This is a genomic window from Caldovatus sediminis, from assembly GCF_014644455.1.
GTDB lineage: Bacteria > Pseudomonadota > Alphaproteobacteria > Acetobacterales > Acetobacteraceae > Caldovatus > Caldovatus sediminis.
The window spans coordinates 21954-37832 of record NZ_BMKS01000012.1 but is presented as its reverse complement, the minus strand read 5'-3'; the positions used below and the strand labels follow the sequence as shown (position 1 = coordinate 37832).

Genomic DNA, 15879 nt, shown 5'->3' with positions numbered 1-15879 from the left:
GCTGCACGAAGGCGGAGCACGGAGAACGCGTGATGCGACTGCACGGCTACCACCGGTCCACGGCCGCCTGGCGGGTTCGCATCGCGCTCGGGTTGAAGGGCCTCTCCGCCGAGCCGGTCGCGGTCCATCTCCGCAATGGCGAGCAGCGGTCGGAGGCGTTCCTGCGCCTCAATCCCCAGGGCCTCGTGCCGGCGCTCGAGCTCGACGACGGCATCGTGCTCACCCAGTCGCTCGCGATCTGCGAGTACCTCGAGGAGATCCATCCGGACCCCCCGCTGCTACCGCGCGACCCGGTGGGGCGTGCGCGCGTACGTGCCTTCTCCCTGGCGATCGCCGCGGACATCCATCCGGTGCAGAACCTCAAGGTGCTGAACCGGCTGCGCGCGCTCGGCCACGGCGAGGAGCAGGTGAACGCGTGGGCGCGCACGGTGATCGCCGAAGGCCTCGCCGCCTGCCAAGCGCTGCTGCAGGGCGAGCGCGCCGGCCCGTTCTGCTTCGGCGACCAGCCCGGCCTGGCGGATATCTGCCTCGTACCGCAGCTGTTCAACGCGCGACGCTTCGGGGTGGACCTCACGCCCCTGCCGCGGCTGCTCGCCGCGGAGGCCGCCTGCCTCACCCTGCCCGCCTTCGCCGCGGCGGCCCCGGAGCGCCAGCCGGACTCCGAGTAGCATCCCGCGGTCGGCCGCAATCTCCGCTTGCATTGGACGCGACTTGGGTTTCTCATCACGGTGCCGTGATGATGACTCGACTCTTGTGCCCCGTGCTGGCCCTCGCGCTGCTCGCCCCCGCCGGGGCGGCCGCGCAGCAGCTCCGCACGCTCGTCGTGCCGGAGGAAGCGGAGGTGGTGGTCGCTGCCCGCGGCATGCCGCAGCCGCGCCTCGCGCCCCGCCCCGTCCCCGCGGCGTCCGCGCCTCCGGCCGCGGGATGGACCCAGTCGAGCCTGTTCGAACCGCCTGATGAGCCCGGCCTCGGCGTCACCGGGCAGTCGCTGCTGTCGGCGGCGGTCGCCGCGGCCCTGGCGGCGACGCTGGGCACCGGCCGCGGCGGTGCGGCGGCGCCCGCGCGCACGCGCTGAAGGCGGCCCGGCGCGGAGCGCGGACGGCCGGAAACGGCCGAGCGAGAACGGCCCCGGGCGCCGCGCCGGGCGAGGCGGGCGGCACGGGGGCGCCCCTGGACGGCCGCATCGGCGCCGCCCATCCTCGTCGCGCGACACCGAAGGGGGCGAAGACCGACATGGCCAGCCGCGAGGGCGCGATCGCGCGCGCCAGGCGCTTCTTCGACGGCGAGACCGCGCAGGACGCCGGCTTCAGGGCCCTGCTCGCCGAGCTGATCGCCATCCCCTCCACCGCGCAGGAGGAGGGGCGCGAGGCCGAGCTGCACCGCTACCTCGACGGCGCCATCCGTCCCTGGGTCGAGCGTCTCGGCTTCCGCGCCGCCATCCACCCCAACCCGCTGCCCGGCTTCGGGCCGATCCTCACCGCCGAGCGCATCGAGGACCCGGCGCGGCCGACCGTGCTGCTCTACGGCCACGGCGACACCGTGCGCGGCCTCGACGACCAGTGGCGCGCCGGCCTGAGGCCGTGGACGCTGACGGAGGAGGGCGACCGCTGGTACGGCCGCGGCACCGCCGACAACAAGGGCCAGCACGCGCTGAACCTCGCCGCGCTCGAGGCGGTGCTGGCCGAGCGCGGCGGCCGGCTCGGCTTCAACGTCAAGATCGTGCTCGAGACGGCGGAGGAGCGCGGCTCGAAGGGCCTGCGCGAGTTCGTCGCCGCCCATGCGCGGGAGCTTGCCGCCGACGTGCTCATCGCCTCCGACGGCCCGCGCGTCGAGCCCGAGGTGCCGACCATCGCCACCGGCACGCGCGGCAGCTTCCATTTCGACCTCGCCGTCCGGCTGCGCGAGGGCGGCGTGCATTCCGGCCATTGGGGCGGCCTGACCACCGACCCCGCGATCCTCCTCGCGCACGCGCTCGGCAGCATCATGGACCGCAACGGGCGGATCCTGGTGCGCGGCTGGCTGCCCGCGGGCGGCGTGCCGCCGGCGGTGAAGGCGGTGCTGAAGGGCTGCCCGGTCGGCGGCGGCGGCGAGGCGGCGACGATCGATCCCGGCTGGGGCGAGCCCGGCCTGACGCCGGCCGAGAAGATCTACGGCTGGAACTCCTTCATCGTGCTGGCGATGGTCTCCGGCCGCCCGGAGAACCCGGTCAACGCCGTCGCCCCCGACGCGCGCGCCCACTGCCAGATCCGCTACACCGTGGACACCGACCCGGCGGGCTTCGTCCCGGCGCTGCGCGCGCATCTCGACGCGCAGGGATTCCCGATGGTGCGGATCGAGAACGCCGGCATCCGCATGGCGGCGAGCCGCACCGATCCCGACCACCCCTGGGTGCGCTGGGCGCAGGCGAGCATGCATCGCAGCCTCGGCAAGCGCGTGCAGATCATCCCCAACGCCTCGGGCGGCCTGCCGGGCGACGTGTTCGTCGAGCATCTCGGCGTGCCGCTGGTCTGGGTGCCGCACAGCTACAACGGCTGCAAGCAGCACGGCCCCGACGAGCACCTGCTGATCGCCCCGGCGCGCGAGGGCATCGCCGCCTTCGCCGGGCTGTGGTGGGACCTGGGCGAGGAAGGGGTGCCGCGGCGCGGCTGAGGGCGCCGGGCAGCGGCGCAGCGCGGGGGCCAGGGGCGCCTGCCGGCCACCCGGCGCGCGGCGGCCTCACGCCAGGGCCGCCACGCGCACCGCCATGCCCGCGAGGACCAGGCCGTTGAGCGTGAACAGCGCCGCGCCGGCGGCGCGCAGCGCCGGCCCGCCGATCCCGCTTCGCCCGAACAGTCGGCCGAGCAACGCGACACCACCGAGGGCAGGGACCGTGCCGAGCACGAAGGCGACCATGCCGATCGCCCCGCCGAGCGCGCTGCCCGACGCCGCGGCCGCCGCCAGCGCGCCGTAGAGCAGGCCGCAAGGCAGGGCCGAGAGCATCAGCCCGAGCGCCACGCCCCGCCACCCGGTCGGCGCGGCGAGCAGCGGCGCAAGCCTCCGCTCGATCCCCGCCGGCAGGCGGGGGGCGGGCAGGCGCGGCAGCCAGGCCGCAAGCCGGGCCGAGGCCTGGCCCAGCATCAGGATCGCCGCAACGGCGAGCAGCGCGGCCAGCAGGTAGCGCACCCCGCTCGCCTGGGTCGCCAGCCCCGCCGCCCCGCCGGCAAGCGCGCCGAGCGCCCCGTAGCCCAGCATCCGCCCCGCCTGGTAGGGCAGCAGCGCCGCTCCGGCGAGCCGGCGCAGGGTACCGCCGGAGGCGGCGCGATCGGCCGTCGCCGCGGCCTGGGCGAGCACGAAGGGCGCGCACATGCCGACGCAGTGGGTGGCGCCGCCGGCCAGCCCGGCGAGGAACAGCGCGCCGGCCATGGCCGCCACCCCACCCGGCCCAAGCAGGCTCAGGTCGTGCAGGCAACTCGCAAGCATGCCGGTTCCCGCTACCCCTTCCGGCCCGTCCTCGGCCTTGCGTCAGATCAAGACGGCATCGGCATCGCGGACATCGCGGCCAGGCGGCGGTCAGACCATGGCTGCCGCGAGCGGTCGCCACGCCGCCGTGCGCGCCCTGCCCGCCTCGCGCGTGACCGCCGCGCGTTCCGTGGCGGGGCTGCGATCCGCCGGCCGGATGGGGACGGCGTGTCGGCCGCCGGGATCCTCGCCGGGCCGGGGGGCGGTGGCTTCCCGACGCCGCGGTCCTCGGCCGGCCGGGCATGGTCGTCCGGCTCCGGCCGGCACGCGACCGCGGCGGAGCGCACCGCTCGCTGGAGCGGCTGCGCCGGCTGCGCTAGACCCCGCCCATGCCGCTCCCCCCTCTCGCGCTGACCATGGGCGAGCCCGCCGGCATCGGCGCGGAGATCGCCGCCGGAGCCTGGGCGGCGCTGCGGGCGACCGGCCCGGCCTTCGTCCTCCTCGGCGACGCCACGCGGATCGCCGCCGTGCCCGTCGCGCGCGTGACCGCGCCCGAGGACGCGGCCGCCGCCTTCCCCGCCGCGTTGCCGGTCCTGCACCGCCCCCTTCCCGCCCCGGTCACACCCGGTCGGCCGGACCCCGCCAACGCCCCTGCCGTGATCGCCGCGATCGAGGAGGCGGTGGCGCTCGCCAAGGCGGGCCGCGTCGCCGGGGTGGTGACGAACCCGATCCAGAAGGCGACGCTCTACGCGGCGGGTTTCCGCCATCCCGGCCACACCGAATATCTCGGCGCGCTCGCCGGCACGCCCGGCAGACCGCCGGTCATGATGCTCGCCTGCCCGGAGCTGCGCGTCGTGCCGGTCACGGGGCACGAGCCGCTCGCCCGCGCCATCGCGCGCCTCACCCCGGCGCTGATCGTCGCGCACGCCCTCGTCACCGCCGAGGCGCTGCGCCGCGATTTCGGCATCGCCGCGCCGCGCCTCGCCGTCGCCGGGCTGAACCCGCATGCCGGCGAGGACGGCACGCTCGGCACGGAGGATCGCGACATCGTCGCCCCCGCCGTCGCCGAGCTGCGCGCGCGCGGGATCGAGGCGCGCGGGCCGCTGCCGCCCGACACGATGTTCACGCCGCTGGCCCGCCCGACCTACGACGCGGCGATCTGCCTCTACCACGACCAGGCGCTGATCCCGATCAAGACGCTCGACATGGCGGGCGGGGTGAACGTCACCCTCGGCCTCTCGATCGTGCGCACCAGCCCCGATCACGGCACCGCGCTCGACATCGCGGGGCAGGGGCGGGCCGATCCCTCCAGCCTGATCGCGGCCCTGCGCATGGCGGCCGCGATCGCGCGCCACCGGAGCCTCTCGTCATGACCAGGCCCCTGCTGCTCTCGGTCAACGTGGACCACGTGGCGACGCTGCGGAACGCCCGCGGCGGCGCCTTCCCCGACCCGGTGGACGCCGCCCGCGCCGCCATCGGGGCCGGGGCCGACGGCATCACCGTGCACCTGCGCGAGGACCGCCGCCACATCCGCGACCGCGACGTCGAGCGCATCCGCGCCGAGATCCCGGCGCCGCTCAACTTCGAGATGGCCGCGACCGAGGAGATGGTCGGCATCGCCACCCGCCTGCGCCCGCCCGCCTGCTGCCTGGTGCCGGAGAAGCGCCAGGAGCTCACCACCGAAGGCGGGCTCGACGTGCTGCGCGCCGGGCCGGCGCTGGCCGAGGCGGTGAGGCGCCTCGCGGGCGCGGGCATCCGCGTCTCGCTCTTCGTCGAGGCCGACCCGGCGCAGATCGAGGCCGCGGCGCGGATCGGCGCCGCCTGCGTCGAGCTGCACACCGGCCCCTATGCGGAGGCGCCGCCGGAGGCGCGCGGGCCGCACCTCGCCCGGCTGCGCGCCGGCGCCGAGGCCGCCATCGCCGCCGGCCTGCAGTGCCACGCCGGCCACGGCCTCGCCTATGACAGCGTCGGCGCGATCGCGGCGATCCCGCAGGTCTCCGAGGTGAGCATCGGCCACTTCCTGATCGGCCAGAGCCTGTTCGAGGGCCTGCCGGCCGCCGTCCGGCGGATGAAGGCGCTGATCGCGGCGGCGCGGACCTGACCCGGGCGGCGATCGTTGCGGCCTTGGGGGCGGACGTCCCGTCCGCCGGTCGCCGCAGCGAGGGGCCCGTGAAGGCAGAGCAGCACCATGGCGAGACGCCGCGCATCAGGTTCGGCCGCCTCCCGGCGGATCCGCCGGGTGTGGGGCTGCGCGCAGGGCCGGCCGAGGTGATTCCGTTCTCGAGGCCGGCATCGGCTCCGCTGCCGGACGAGGTGCTGCGCCCCTCGCCCCCGGCACACCCTCGGCACGTGCGGGCGGCGCCGGCGGCGCTGCTGGCGGGCCTGGCCCTGGCCGCGATCCTCGGCTGAGCGGCAGCCGCGGGCCTGCGTTGGCGGCGGCGACCGCCACTCGGCTTCGCGCCCCGGGCGGCGAAGCGGCGCAGTCCGCGGCGGCTCACCTGCCCACGGGGAAGCACCCGCCGCCGCCCGCAGCGCGCAGGCGGGCGCAGAACTCCCTCGCGCTGCGGAGATCGCTGAAGCCCTCCGCCCGCAGCTGCCAGACCTCGGCGCCGTCCTCGCGCCTGATCCGGTTGAGGACGGGCTGACGCGCCCCGAAGAACTCGGGGAACGCGCGGCTCAGACGAGCCCATTCCTGGCGCGCCGCGGATTCGCTCGACATCGCGACGAGCTGCACCTTCGGGCCGCCGCTGCCGGCGGCGGGGGCCGAGCGTTCCCCCGGGGCCCGGTCCGGCCCGGCCGCCGGCGCAGAACCGGAGACAGGCTCCGGTTCGGCGGCATGGGCAAGCCGCTCGCCGGCCGCGGCGCCCTCCGGAAGGGGGAGCGAGGAGGGCCGAGCGGTCGGCCCCGTGTTCGGAACGGACGGCTGCGCCGTCGCGAGCGACGCAGGCTGCGGCGGTTCGGCGGACACGGTTGCGGACGGCGCTGGCGCATCCGGAGCCGAGGCCTCGCGCGCCGGCCCGGGCTGCGGCGCCCCCACCGCGGCCCTGGGGGAGGCCGGCTGCAGGGGCTCCTGCGGGAGCGGCGCATGCCGCGCCCCGGCGTGCAGGCTCGCGGCCAAGCTCTCGAAGTCCTCGGCGGAAATCCGCCCGGCCAGCGTCGCCTGGGCCGCGGCGCGATCGCCCGCCGCGGCCTGGGCGATGCCGAGGTTGTTCAGCGCGCGCGCCGGTGCGTCCGGCCGGATGGCGATGCCCGATAGCACTGCCACCGCCTCCTGCGCCCGGCCCTCGAGGTAGAGCAGGGTGCCGAGGTTGTTGGCGGCGGGGACGTTGTCGGGCGCCGCGGCGAGCACGGCGCGGAAGGCTTCCTCCGCCAGCCGCGGCTGGCCGAGCTGATAGAGCGCGATCCCGCGCCCGTTGAGCGCCGCGGTGCTGGCGGGCTCGCGCGCGAGCACGCGATCGAACAGGCCGAGAGCCTCCCGCGCGCCGCCGGTGGCGAGCAGAAGGCGGCCGCGCGCCAACAGGAGACGGGCGTCCTCCGGCCGGCGCTGAAGCGCCCGGCTCAGCACCTGGTCGGCCTGCTGCGGCTGGCCGGCCCGAAGCAGGGCGCTCGCGTAGCGCGACTGCACGGTCACATCGTCCGGTGCGGCGGCCGCGGCGCCAGCGTACATCGACAGGGCGATGTCCATCTGGCCCGACTGCTCGGCCGCCATCGCGACCCGCAGGCGCGACGCGGAGGCCGGGTTGTGCACCGCGTCCTCGCCGCCCGACCCGATCGTCCCGCAGCCCGCCACCGCGAGCAGCGTCGCCAGCGCGAGAAGCGAGGAGGCCCCCCGTGCGCGCCGCGACCGGCTCCGTCCGGCAGGCGCGTCGGGGGACGCTGGCGCGGGGTCGCCAGCGGGGTGTCCCGCCGAGGCCGAGGCAGTGATCATCGTGACATGTTGCCCAATGCATTCATGATCGAAAGAATTGAGGGTCCGACGAGCGCGATGAACAGGCTCGGCATGATGAACAGGATCAGGGGCAGCACGAGGAGCGCCGGCAGGCGGACCGCCTTCTCCTCCATCTTCAGCATGCGCTCCTGCCGCATCTCCGAGGCGAGCACGCGCAGCGCCTGGCTGAGCGGCGTGCCGTAGCGCATCGTCTGGGCGAGGGTCGAACCCAGCCGCTTGAAGCCCTCGATGTCGCTGCGTTCGCCGAAACGCTGCAGCGCCTGGCGGCGGTCCGGAAGCATCCGCAGCTCGTTCAGCAGGATCGTGAATTCGAGCGCGATCGGGGCGTTGGTCGGCTGCATCTCGCGCGCCACGCGCTCGATCGCCGTCTCCATGCCGAGCCCGGCCTCGGCGCAGACGACCATGAGATCGAGGGCGTCGGGCAGGCCGCGACGCAACTTCTTCTGGAACGGCCGGCGCAGGTAGCCGACCGCCCAGTTGGGCCCGAAGATCCCGAGGATCAGGCCGATCCCGCTGATCAGGGCGACCATCCGCAGGCTGTAGCCGCTCTGCGAGGCATAGAGATAGGCGCCGAGCGGCACGACGACCAGCGACACCGCCTTCACGCCGACGAAAGTCGGCACGGCGCGGCGCGGGTCGATGCCGAGCGCGGCGACCGCCCGCTCGAGCTCGGAGATGTCCTTCTCCGACATGAAGGAGGAGGCGCGCAGCGACTCGCCGAGCCTCTGGAACGGCGCGACGAGAAGGCCGACCGCGGCATTCGCCGTCGCCGACGGCCGCATGCCGCGATCCGCCGGACGCACCGCGCCCCGCAGCCGGCCGGCGATGTCGCGGTCCTCCGCAGCGCGCGCGAGCATCACCGCGGCGATCGCCCCGAGAACGAGCGCCGCCAGCCCGAGCGCCGCCGCGAGCATCAGCGTCTGGGGATCGAGCAGCGTCTCCGGCGCGCCCAAGGCCTCAGCCCTCCTGCGCCCTGCGGATCAGCCAGCGGATGGTGAGGACGCCGAGGCCCATCAGCACCAGCCCCACCATCATCATGCGGTAGCCGGCGGGATCGGTGAAGAAGGTGGAGAGGTGGTTCGGGCGGATCAGCGTCATGATGGCGACGCAGATGAAGGGCAGTATGACGAGGATCACCGCCGACGCCTTCGCCTCGGCCGCCAGCGCGCTGGCCCGCTGCGCCATCGCCACGCGCTTCCGCACGAGGTCCGCGAGATTCTCGAGCGTCTCCGCAAGGCTGCCGCCGGTCTGGCTCTGCAGGCCGAGCGTGACGGAAAGGAAGGCGTACTCGGTGATGCCGGAGCGCTCGTAGACCCGCCATATCGCTTGGTCGATCGGGCGGCCGATCGCGATCTCTCCCACCAAGCGGGCGAACTCGTCCTTGGTCGGCGCCGGCATCTCGCGGCTGACCGAGCGGAGCGCCTCGCCCATCGGCAGTCCGGCGCGGATGGCGCGGATGATGAGGCCGAGCGCATCCGGGATCTGGCCGAACAGCGCGTTGCTGTAGCGCCGATGCTGCCAGCGGAAGATCAGGCGCACCACGAAGCCGCCCGCCAGCAGGCCCAGAGGGGCCGCGCCGAGCGGCCCGAGCCAGCCCCGCGCCCGCCAGTAGGCGAGGAGTGCCGTGCCGAGGCCGGCCACCACCACCGCGGGCCAGGGGATGATCTGCGCCTGCGGCACCTCGGGACTGTAGCCGACCATCCGGATGAGCAGGGCGAGCACCCGGTTCTCGGTGGGCGCCGCGAGGCGGATCGAGGGGACCGCCGACGCCGCCGGCACCTGCGCCTCCTGGGCGCCGACGCCGGCCGCGCGGACGCGCTCCTTCATCCGCCGATTGCCGGCCGCGCCGAACAGCGCGACCGCCCCGGCGAAGAGGAGGAGCGCGAAGGCCGCGGCGAAGAGCAGGCTGGGATCGGCATTCATGGCGCTACATCGCCTCGCCCAGCGCCTGCATCCAGGCGTGGGCCAGACCGAAGTATTCCAGCCGGTCCTGGAAGCCGGGGCGAACCCCGGGCGTGACCCAGCGGCCCCGGATTCTGCCCGAGGGATCGTCGCCCAGGTACTCGAAGACGAAGATGTCGTTCATCGTGATCACGTCGCCCTCGAGACCGCAGATCTCGGAGATCGCGACGACGCGGCGGCCGCCGTCGCGCATGCGCTCGATCTGGATGATGATGTCGATGGCGCTGGCGATCTGCGTGCGGATCGCGCGGACCGGAAGGTTCTGCTGGCCCATCTGGACCATGTTCTCGATCCGGGTCAGCGCGTCGCGGGTCGTGTTGGCGTGGATCGTGGTCAGCGAGCCGTCGTGGCCCGTGTTCATCGCCTGCAGCATGTCGAAGGTCTCGGCGCCGCGGCACTCGCCGACGATGATGCGGTCGGGGCGCATGCGGAGCGCGTTCCTGACCAGGTCGCGCGCGGTGACCTCGCCCTTGCCCTCCAGATTGGGCGGCCGCGTCTCGAGCCGCACCACGTGCGGCTGCTGCAGCTGGAGCTCGGCCGCGTCCTCGATCGTGACGATGCGCTCGCCGTGGTCGATCAGGCGCGAGAGCGCGTTGAGCAGCGTCGTCTTGCCCGAGCCGGTGCCGCCGGAGATCACCAGGTTGAGCCGGCAGCGCGCGGCGATCTCGCAGATCCGCGCGACCTGCGGCGACATCGAGCCGTTCGCCACCATCGCGGAGAAGTCGAGCTTCTTCTTCGCGAACTTGCGGATCGAGATGACCGGCCCATCGAGCGCGAGCGGCGGGAAGACGACGTTGACGCGGCTGCCGTCGAGCAGGCGGCAGTCCACCAGCGGGCTCGATTCGTCGACGCGGCGCCCTACCGTGGCCGCCATCTTCTGCGCGATGGCGGCGACCTGCGCCGCGCTGCGGAAGCGCACCTCCACGCGCGACAGCCGGCCGGCCCGCTCGACGTAGACGTTGTCGGGGCCGTTGACCATAATGTCGCTGATGCTCTCGTCCTGGAGCAGGGGCTCGAGCGGCCCGTAGCCCACCATGTCGTGGGCCAGCTCCTCGGCGATGCGCGCCTGCTCGCGCGCCGAGATCTCGATCCGCTCGCGGTCGGCCAGCTCGTGCACCAGCGCCTCGAGCTGCTCGCGCAGCTGGGCCGGCGGGAGCTCCGAGGCGACGACCGGATCGACGCGCTCGAGCACCTGGGCGCGGATCCGCGCCATCGGCCCCTCGAACAGGGGATCCGGCGCGCTCGCGCGCGGCGGCCGCGGCTCGAACGGCTCGTCGGCCAGCGGCACCAGCGGCAGCGCCGGGGCGCCCGCCGCCGTCGCCTCGACGTCCATGGCCGGGCCCAGGTGTCCGGCGCCGTTGGCGCCCGGCGCCCGCGTGGGGGCGCCGGCCCTGCTGCCGTCGCCTCGGCGGCCGAACACGCGCATCAGCGCCTGCCTCCCCCGAACAGGCGAGAGAGCAACGAACCGGACTTCTCCGCCATGACGCCCGAGATCTCCTGCGTCAGCGGCGCGAGGGCGCGCCGGAACGCGGCGCTCTCCTGCAGCGCCGGCCGGCCGAGGTGGGCCGCCCGCGGGAGATGGCGCGGCAGGTCCGGGATGACGAAGTCGGGCGGCTGGCCGAGCCCCTCCGTCACCATCTTGAGCTTGAGGCCGCCGGGCAAGCCGGCCCGGTTGAGGACCATCAGCGTCCGCCCCGCGGCGCTGCCGCCGCCGAGCTTGCGCCCCGCCACCGCGTCGCGCACGCCCGCGACGTCCGGACCGAACACCAGGACGTGCTGACGCGCCATCGCCAACACCGCCCGCTCCGCGGGCCCGGGCGGCATCGGCGTGTCGACGACGATGTGGTTGAAGCGCTGCCGCAGCAGCTCGAGGAGACGCTTCGCGCCCTCGGCCGTCGCCTTCACCTCGGCCTCGAGCGGCTCCTCCGCGGCGATCAGGCGCACCCGGTCGTCCACGGGGGTGGCGACCCGGTCGAGGAACAGCGCGTCGACCCGGTCCGGCTCCTCGAGCGCGACCTTCAGCCCCGCCGACGGCCGCGCGCCGAGCATCATCGCCGTGCTTCCGCCGCGCACGTGCAGGTCGAGCAGCGCGACGTGGCTGCGCGTGGTCTGCGCCAGGTGCAGCGCGAGGTTCACCGCGATGGTGGTCGCCCCGACGCCCCCCCGCACGCCGCACACCGCGACCACGCGGCCGCCGCGATGGTCGACGGCTTCCGTCTCCTCGCCCACGAGGTGCGGCGCGAAGAGGCTCGCCACCATGTCGCGGGTGAGCGGCTTGCAGCCGTACTCCGTCACGCCGAGCTCGCGGGTGAGCTCCCGGTAGAAGGCGTAGTCCTCGCGGTCGCCGACCACCAGGACCCGCACGTCGGGCGTGCAGACGCCCGCCAGCTCCTCCAGCGCCTCGATCGGGTTCTCGATCCCGGCGATGTCCACCAGCAGCACCCGCGGCGTCGCCTCACGCTCGAGCGCCTTGGTCGCGGTGCGGATGTTGCCGCGGCGGATCTGCAGCCCCTCGACCAACTGGCCGAGGGCGCCCCGCACCGCCGTCTCGCTCGGCTCGTCGGAGAGGAAGGCGACGAAATTCGCCCTGCCTCCTCCGCCCGACATTCCGACGCCCCCGCCTCGCGGCCCGGAGTCCCGCGCGGCCGCGGCGTCAGCGGGACGCACCGGCGCCTCCCGCGCCGGGGCCGGTCACCGGCGCATCGCCGCCCCCGGCTCCGGCCGCGAAGAGGCCCGAGGTGGTGGTGACCGGCAGGCGCCGCCGGCGGTCGGTAAGCAGCCGGGTCGCGGCGAGGGTGCCCGGCTGGCTCCGCTCGGTGGCGGCACCGATGCCGCGGTCGAGGTGGCCCGGCACCGCCACCATGGCGCGGAGGTTGTGCTCGTTCGCGCCGGTCGCCTGCCAGGTGCCCGGCTGCTCGAACGGCTCACGCGCCATCGAGCAGCCGCCGAGGACCAGCACCGCGGCCACGGCCAGCTTCGGAATGCGGGGATTGCGGACCATGGCGTCGCTCACTCCAGGATGAAGCCGGCGTCGGGGCGGCCGCGCAGCGGCGGCATCGCGACCCCCCGGGCGATCTGGCGCTGGAACAGGAGGCGATCGAGATCCACCGCCGGCCGGAACCCGTCGGTCGGCGCCGCGAGCTGCCGCGGATCGGAGACCGGCCGGACCAGGTAGGGCGTGACGATGATCACCAGCTCCGTCTCGCCGCGCTGGAAGCGGTCGGAACGGAACAGCGCGCCGAGCACCGGGATCTCGGCGAGGCCGATGATCCCCTGGTCGGACTGCGCGGTCCGCCGCTGCAGCAGGCCCGCGATCGCGAAGCTCTGCCCGCTGCCGAGCTCGACCGTCGTCTCGGCCCGGCGGACGGTGAGGCCGGGGATGCGGACGACGCCGCCGGCAAGCGGCAGGTTGACCGCGCCGGTCTCGGACAGCTCGCTCACCTCCGGGCGGATGCGCAGGTTCAGACGGTCCGGCCCGAGCACCGTCGGGACGAAGGCGAGGCTGACGCCGAACTGCTTGAACTCGATCGAGACGGTCACGGCGCCCGAGCTGGTCGCGCCGGAGACCGGCACCGGGAACTCGCCGCCGGCGAGGAAGCTCGCCGTCTCGCCCGACTGCGCGGTGAGGTTCGGCTCGGCCAGGATGCTGATCAGCCGGTCCTGCGCCAGCGCGTCGATGATCGCGTTGATGTCGTAGCGGTTGCCGGTGACGCCGAGGCCGAGGATGCTGGGCGCGACGCTCAGGCTGGGGTCGAGCCCCGGCCGGAAGATCGCGTCGATCACCTGCCCCGCGCTCTGCCCGGTGCGCAGGCCGAGGACGAACTCGCCGGCCCTCCCGAAGGCCTGCCAGTTGAAGCCGAGGCCGCGGGTGATGTCGCGCGAGATCTCCGCCACCCGCACCCGGACGTTCACCTGGATCGAGGAGAGCAGCTCGAGGTTGTTGATCACCTCGCGGTCGTCGCCGGCGAAGGAGCGCGCGATGGTCTCGGCGCGGTGCGCGTCCGCGGCGTTCGCGACCGTGCCGTTCAGCACCAGCACGTTCGGCCCGGCGGTGGTGACGCGCACGCCGGCCATGCCGCGGTGGCTGCGGCGGATCGCGCTCTCGACCGCCGCCGGCCGCAGCGGCTCCGCCTCCCGCCGGTCGCGGCCGAAGATCTGCTCCAGCGGGCCCGGCGGCGGCGGCTGCGGGGCGAGGACGCCGCGCCCGGGCCGCACCGTGATGTCGTATTCGGCGACCGGGCTGCCGTCGTCGGCTGTGGCGATGATGGTGGTCCGCCCCGGCGCGACCGCCATGACGAAGAGCGAGGTCGGCGAGGCGGGCTGCACCCGCGCGATGCGCGGGTCGGCCGCCATCACCGACGCGGCCGGCGCGGGAAGCTGGATCAGGCGGCCGGAGCCGGCCTCGATGACGACCGGCAGCGGCACCGGGGTCGGCCGGAACTGCGGCGCCGTGGGGGCGACCCCCACGGTCGGCGCGGGCGAGGTCGGGACCACCTGCGGCGCGACCGGCGGCTGATCCGTCGGGGTCTGGGCCAGGACGGCCGCCCCCCCGAGCGAGACCAGGATCCCCCCAGCGAGCAGGATGGCCGCGCAATGCGACGCGGCGGATCGCTTCATCGGAAATTCAGCTCCTGTCTTTCGGTGCCCTGGATCAGGCGCATCCGAGCACCGGGGGCCGTGCTCGAGCGTGCCAGGGCCGGGGAGACATCCGAGCTGAAGACCGAGGTGGTCGCGCGGGCGAGCGCGTCCTCGGGGGCCTGATCGACAGCGCGGACGACAATGTCGAGCCGGCCAAGCGAGCGCGCGACGGCGACCCGCTCGGCCTGTTCCGGCGTGACCTCCAGCGAGACGGTGCGGGCGAGGCGCCCGGCCGGCGATTCCGCACCGGTCGGGCCCTGGGTGATCTGCTGGTCCACCGCGATCACCCGCACGTCGGACATGATCGTCTCGCTCACCACGCGGCGATGGAGCGGGGCGTCGGATCCCGACATCTCCTGGGTCAGGATCACGTCCACCTGGTCGCCGGGCCAGATCAGCCCGGCGGCGCCGGTGGTCGCGTCCACGCCGATCGAGATCGCCCGCATCCCGGGCCGCAGCACGGCGGCGAGGAAGCCGCGGTCGCGCGGGCGCAGGAAGTCGGAGCGCGCGATCGTCGCGCCGGGGTCGAGGTAGCGGCGCAGCAGGGCGCCGCGCATCTCGGCGCGGGTCTCCTCGCTGAGCAGCAGGGCGCCCTCGGGCACGTCCTCCGGCGGCACCTCGCGGACGGTGAAGTCCTCGTCCTTCAGCAGCGTGCCGGCGGGCAGGGCGCGGCCCGCGACCAGCAGGCGGGTGCGCGCCGGCGGCGGGGGCGGCGGGGGCAGCGCCGCCTCGGCCACCACCGGCGGCGGCGGGGGCCGCACCATCTGGAGCGCGACATAGCCGAGCGCCGTCGCGGCGATCAGCAGGCAGGCGATGGCGAGGGTCCGCAGCGTCATCGGTCAGGTCCCGAGGGAGCGAAACAGCACGAGCGTGCCGCCGGCCGCGATCGCCACGCCGTAGGGGAGCGGTCCGCGCCGGCGCAGCCGCCAGGCCTCGGCGGCGAGGACCCGGCGGAGCAGCGGCGCGTCGCGTCGTCGCGCGGTGGGCGGGGTGGCGGGGGCGGGCGGGCCGGCGCGGGCGCCGGCGGCGGGCCGCACCACCCGGGCAAGCATGACGTAGAGCAGGGCCAGCACGCCGCCGGCCAGGGCGGTCGCGACCACGAGCTGATAGACGCCGAGCGGCGGCAGGCCGAGGGCGATGGCGGTGGCGAGCTTCAGGTCCCCGCCGCCCATCAGGCCAAGCATCGCCAGCAGCAGGAGGCCGAGGAACAGCGCCGCGGCGGCGGCGAGGGTGGCGAGCAGCGCCGGCAGCCCCTCGCCCAGGCGGAGCGCGACGCCGAGCAGGGCGATCGCGGCGCAGAGCCCGTCCGGGATGATCCGCGTGGCGACGTCGCGCCAAGCGGCGAGGGCCAGCAGCAGCGCGGCCGCGACCGCCGCGATCGTGATCATGTCTGGAATGGCACGGGACTCGGAATTAAGCGCATAAGATTAACGTACCGAAGCCAAAAACACACGGGGCTACCGCTGCAGCCCCGCGTGTTATGGCCATGGGTTATTAGCTGCTGGAGCCCGGCAGGCCGGACGGCTTGCCCTGGAGATACTCGGCAAACTTGTTGAAGAACTCGCCGATGCTGCCGCCGAGCGCATCGGCAGCAATCGCGACCACAACGACGATGCCGGCGGCGATGACGGCGTACTCCATCGCGGTGACGCCCTTGCGGTCCTTGAGCGTCACGTAGGCGGTGCGGATCAGTTCGATCATGTTCGGTCCCGTCCTGGGTGCGTTGCGCGAGCGTTGATGAGGCAGCTCCCGACACGCCGCTCGCGTGGTCGGCGGAAGCCTCGGGGGGATACAACGTCCGGTGGTGGGGCCGGCGGATTGCTGTTCCCCCCCGCCGAAACGTTCTGTATCATGTTGCGGTAGCAGTCCACATTAACTTTGTGTAAGGTGTA

General features: G+C 74.8%; 16 protein-coding genes. 5 read left to right on the top strand and 11 right to left on the bottom strand.

Features of this window, described 5'->3' with window-relative positions; genetic code table 11:
- Positions 1-32 precede the first annotated feature (32 nt).
- The 3 genes from maiA to IEX99_RS16720 all read left to right on the top strand — a co-directional run bounded on the left by maiA (position 33) and on the right by IEX99_RS16720 (position 2649).
- Positions 33-668: a maleylacetoacetate isomerase gene (gene maiA, locus IEX99_RS16730; RefSeq protein ID WP_188902527.1), complete on the top strand. Its 636-nt coding sequence runs from the start codon at positions 33-35 to the stop codon at positions 666-668.
- Positions 669-739: 71 nt separating this feature from the next.
- Complete coding sequence (locus IEX99_RS16725; protein WP_188902380.1) at positions 740-1075, top strand: hypothetical protein; 336 nt, start codon at positions 740-742, stop codon at positions 1073-1075.
- Positions 1076-1233: 158 nt separating this feature from the next.
- Positions 1234-2649, top strand: coding sequence for a M20 family metallopeptidase (locus IEX99_RS16720; protein ID WP_188902378.1), 1416 nt, complete (start codon positions 1234-1236; stop codon positions 2647-2649).
- Positions 2650-2715: 66 nt separating this feature from the next.
- On the opposite strand, the gene IEX99_RS16715 is transcribed toward IEX99_RS16720, so the two are convergent.
- Entirely contained in the window at positions 2716-3459 is a 744-nt protein-coding gene (locus tag IEX99_RS16715) for an urease accessory protein UreH domain-containing protein (RefSeq protein WP_229678089.1), read from the bottom strand.
- Between the two features lie 368 nt (positions 3460-3827).
- On the opposite strand from IEX99_RS16715, the gene pdxA reads away from it, so the two are divergent.
- Both pdxA and IEX99_RS16705 read left to right on the top strand, forming a co-directional pair.
- The gene (pdxA, locus tag IEX99_RS16710) at positions 3828-4811 is read left to right on the top strand and encodes a 4-hydroxythreonine-4-phosphate dehydrogenase PdxA (RefSeq protein WP_188902376.1); all 984 of its coding nucleotides are present in this window, start codon (positions 3828-3830) and stop codon (positions 4809-4811) included.
- The gene (locus IEX99_RS16705; RefSeq protein WP_188902374.1) at positions 4808-5539 is read left to right on the top strand and encodes a pyridoxine 5'-phosphate synthase; all 732 of its coding nucleotides are present in this window, start codon (positions 4808-4810) and stop codon (positions 5537-5539) included. The genes pdxA and IEX99_RS16705 overlap by 4 nt, the downstream gene beginning before the upstream one ends.
- Before the next feature lie 393 nt (positions 5540-5932).
- Here the strand turns inward: IEX99_RS16705 and IEX99_RS16700 are convergent, their stop codons facing one another.
- The 10 genes from IEX99_RS16700 to IEX99_RS16655 form a co-directional block, all read right to left on the bottom strand.
- Positions 5933-7147, bottom strand: a complete 1215-nt coding sequence (locus tag IEX99_RS16700; protein ID WP_373285217.1) for an SPOR domain-containing protein — start codon at positions 7145-7147, stop codon at positions 5933-5935.
- A 215-nt stretch (positions 7148-7362) separates the two neighbouring features.
- Entirely contained in the window at positions 7363-8340 is a 978-nt protein-coding gene (locus IEX99_RS16695; RefSeq protein ID WP_188902370.1) for a type II secretion system F family protein, read from the bottom strand.
- A gap of 4 nt (positions 8341-8344) precedes the next feature.
- Positions 8345-9310 carry a type II secretion system F family protein gene (locus tag IEX99_RS16690; RefSeq protein ID WP_188902368.1) on the bottom strand — a complete coding sequence of 322 codons (966 nt, stop codon included), beginning with the start codon at positions 9308-9310 and terminating at the stop codon, positions 8345-8347.
- 4 nt (positions 9311-9314) lie between these two features.
- Complete coding sequence (locus IEX99_RS16685; protein WP_188902366.1) at positions 9315-10682, bottom strand: CpaF family protein; 1368 nt, start codon at positions 10680-10682, stop codon at positions 9315-9317.
- Between the two features lie 92 nt (positions 10683-10774).
- Positions 10775-11956: an AAA family ATPase gene (locus tag IEX99_RS16680; RefSeq protein ID WP_188902364.1), complete on the bottom strand. Its 1182-nt coding sequence runs from the start codon at positions 11954-11956 to the stop codon at positions 10775-10777.
- Between the two features lie 46 nt (positions 11957-12002).
- Positions 12003-12350 (bottom strand): hypothetical protein, encoded by a 348-nt coding sequence (locus IEX99_RS16675; protein WP_188902362.1) that lies wholly within the window; start codon positions 12348-12350, stop codon positions 12003-12005.
- 8 nt (positions 12351-12358) lie between these two features.
- Positions 12359-13966: a type II and III secretion system protein family protein gene (locus IEX99_RS16670; protein ID WP_188902360.1), complete on the bottom strand. Its 1608-nt coding sequence runs from the start codon at positions 13964-13966 to the stop codon at positions 12359-12361.
- On the bottom strand, positions 13963-14823 hold the full coding sequence (gene cpaB, locus IEX99_RS16665) for a Flp pilus assembly protein CpaB (RefSeq protein ID WP_188902358.1): 861 nt from the start codon (positions 14821-14823) through the stop codon (positions 13963-13965). Before cpaB ends, IEX99_RS16670 begins: the two co-directional genes overlap by 4 nt.
- Positions 14824-14826: 3 nt before the next feature.
- Positions 14827-15375: a prepilin peptidase gene (locus IEX99_RS16660; protein ID WP_188902356.1), complete on the bottom strand. Its 549-nt coding sequence runs from the start codon at positions 15373-15375 to the stop codon at positions 14827-14829.
- Between the two features lie 106 nt (positions 15376-15481).
- Complete coding sequence (locus IEX99_RS16655) at positions 15482-15688, bottom strand: Flp family type IVb pilin (RefSeq protein ID WP_188902354.1); 207 nt, start codon at positions 15686-15688, stop codon at positions 15482-15484.
- Positions 15689-15879 lie beyond the last annotated feature (191 nt).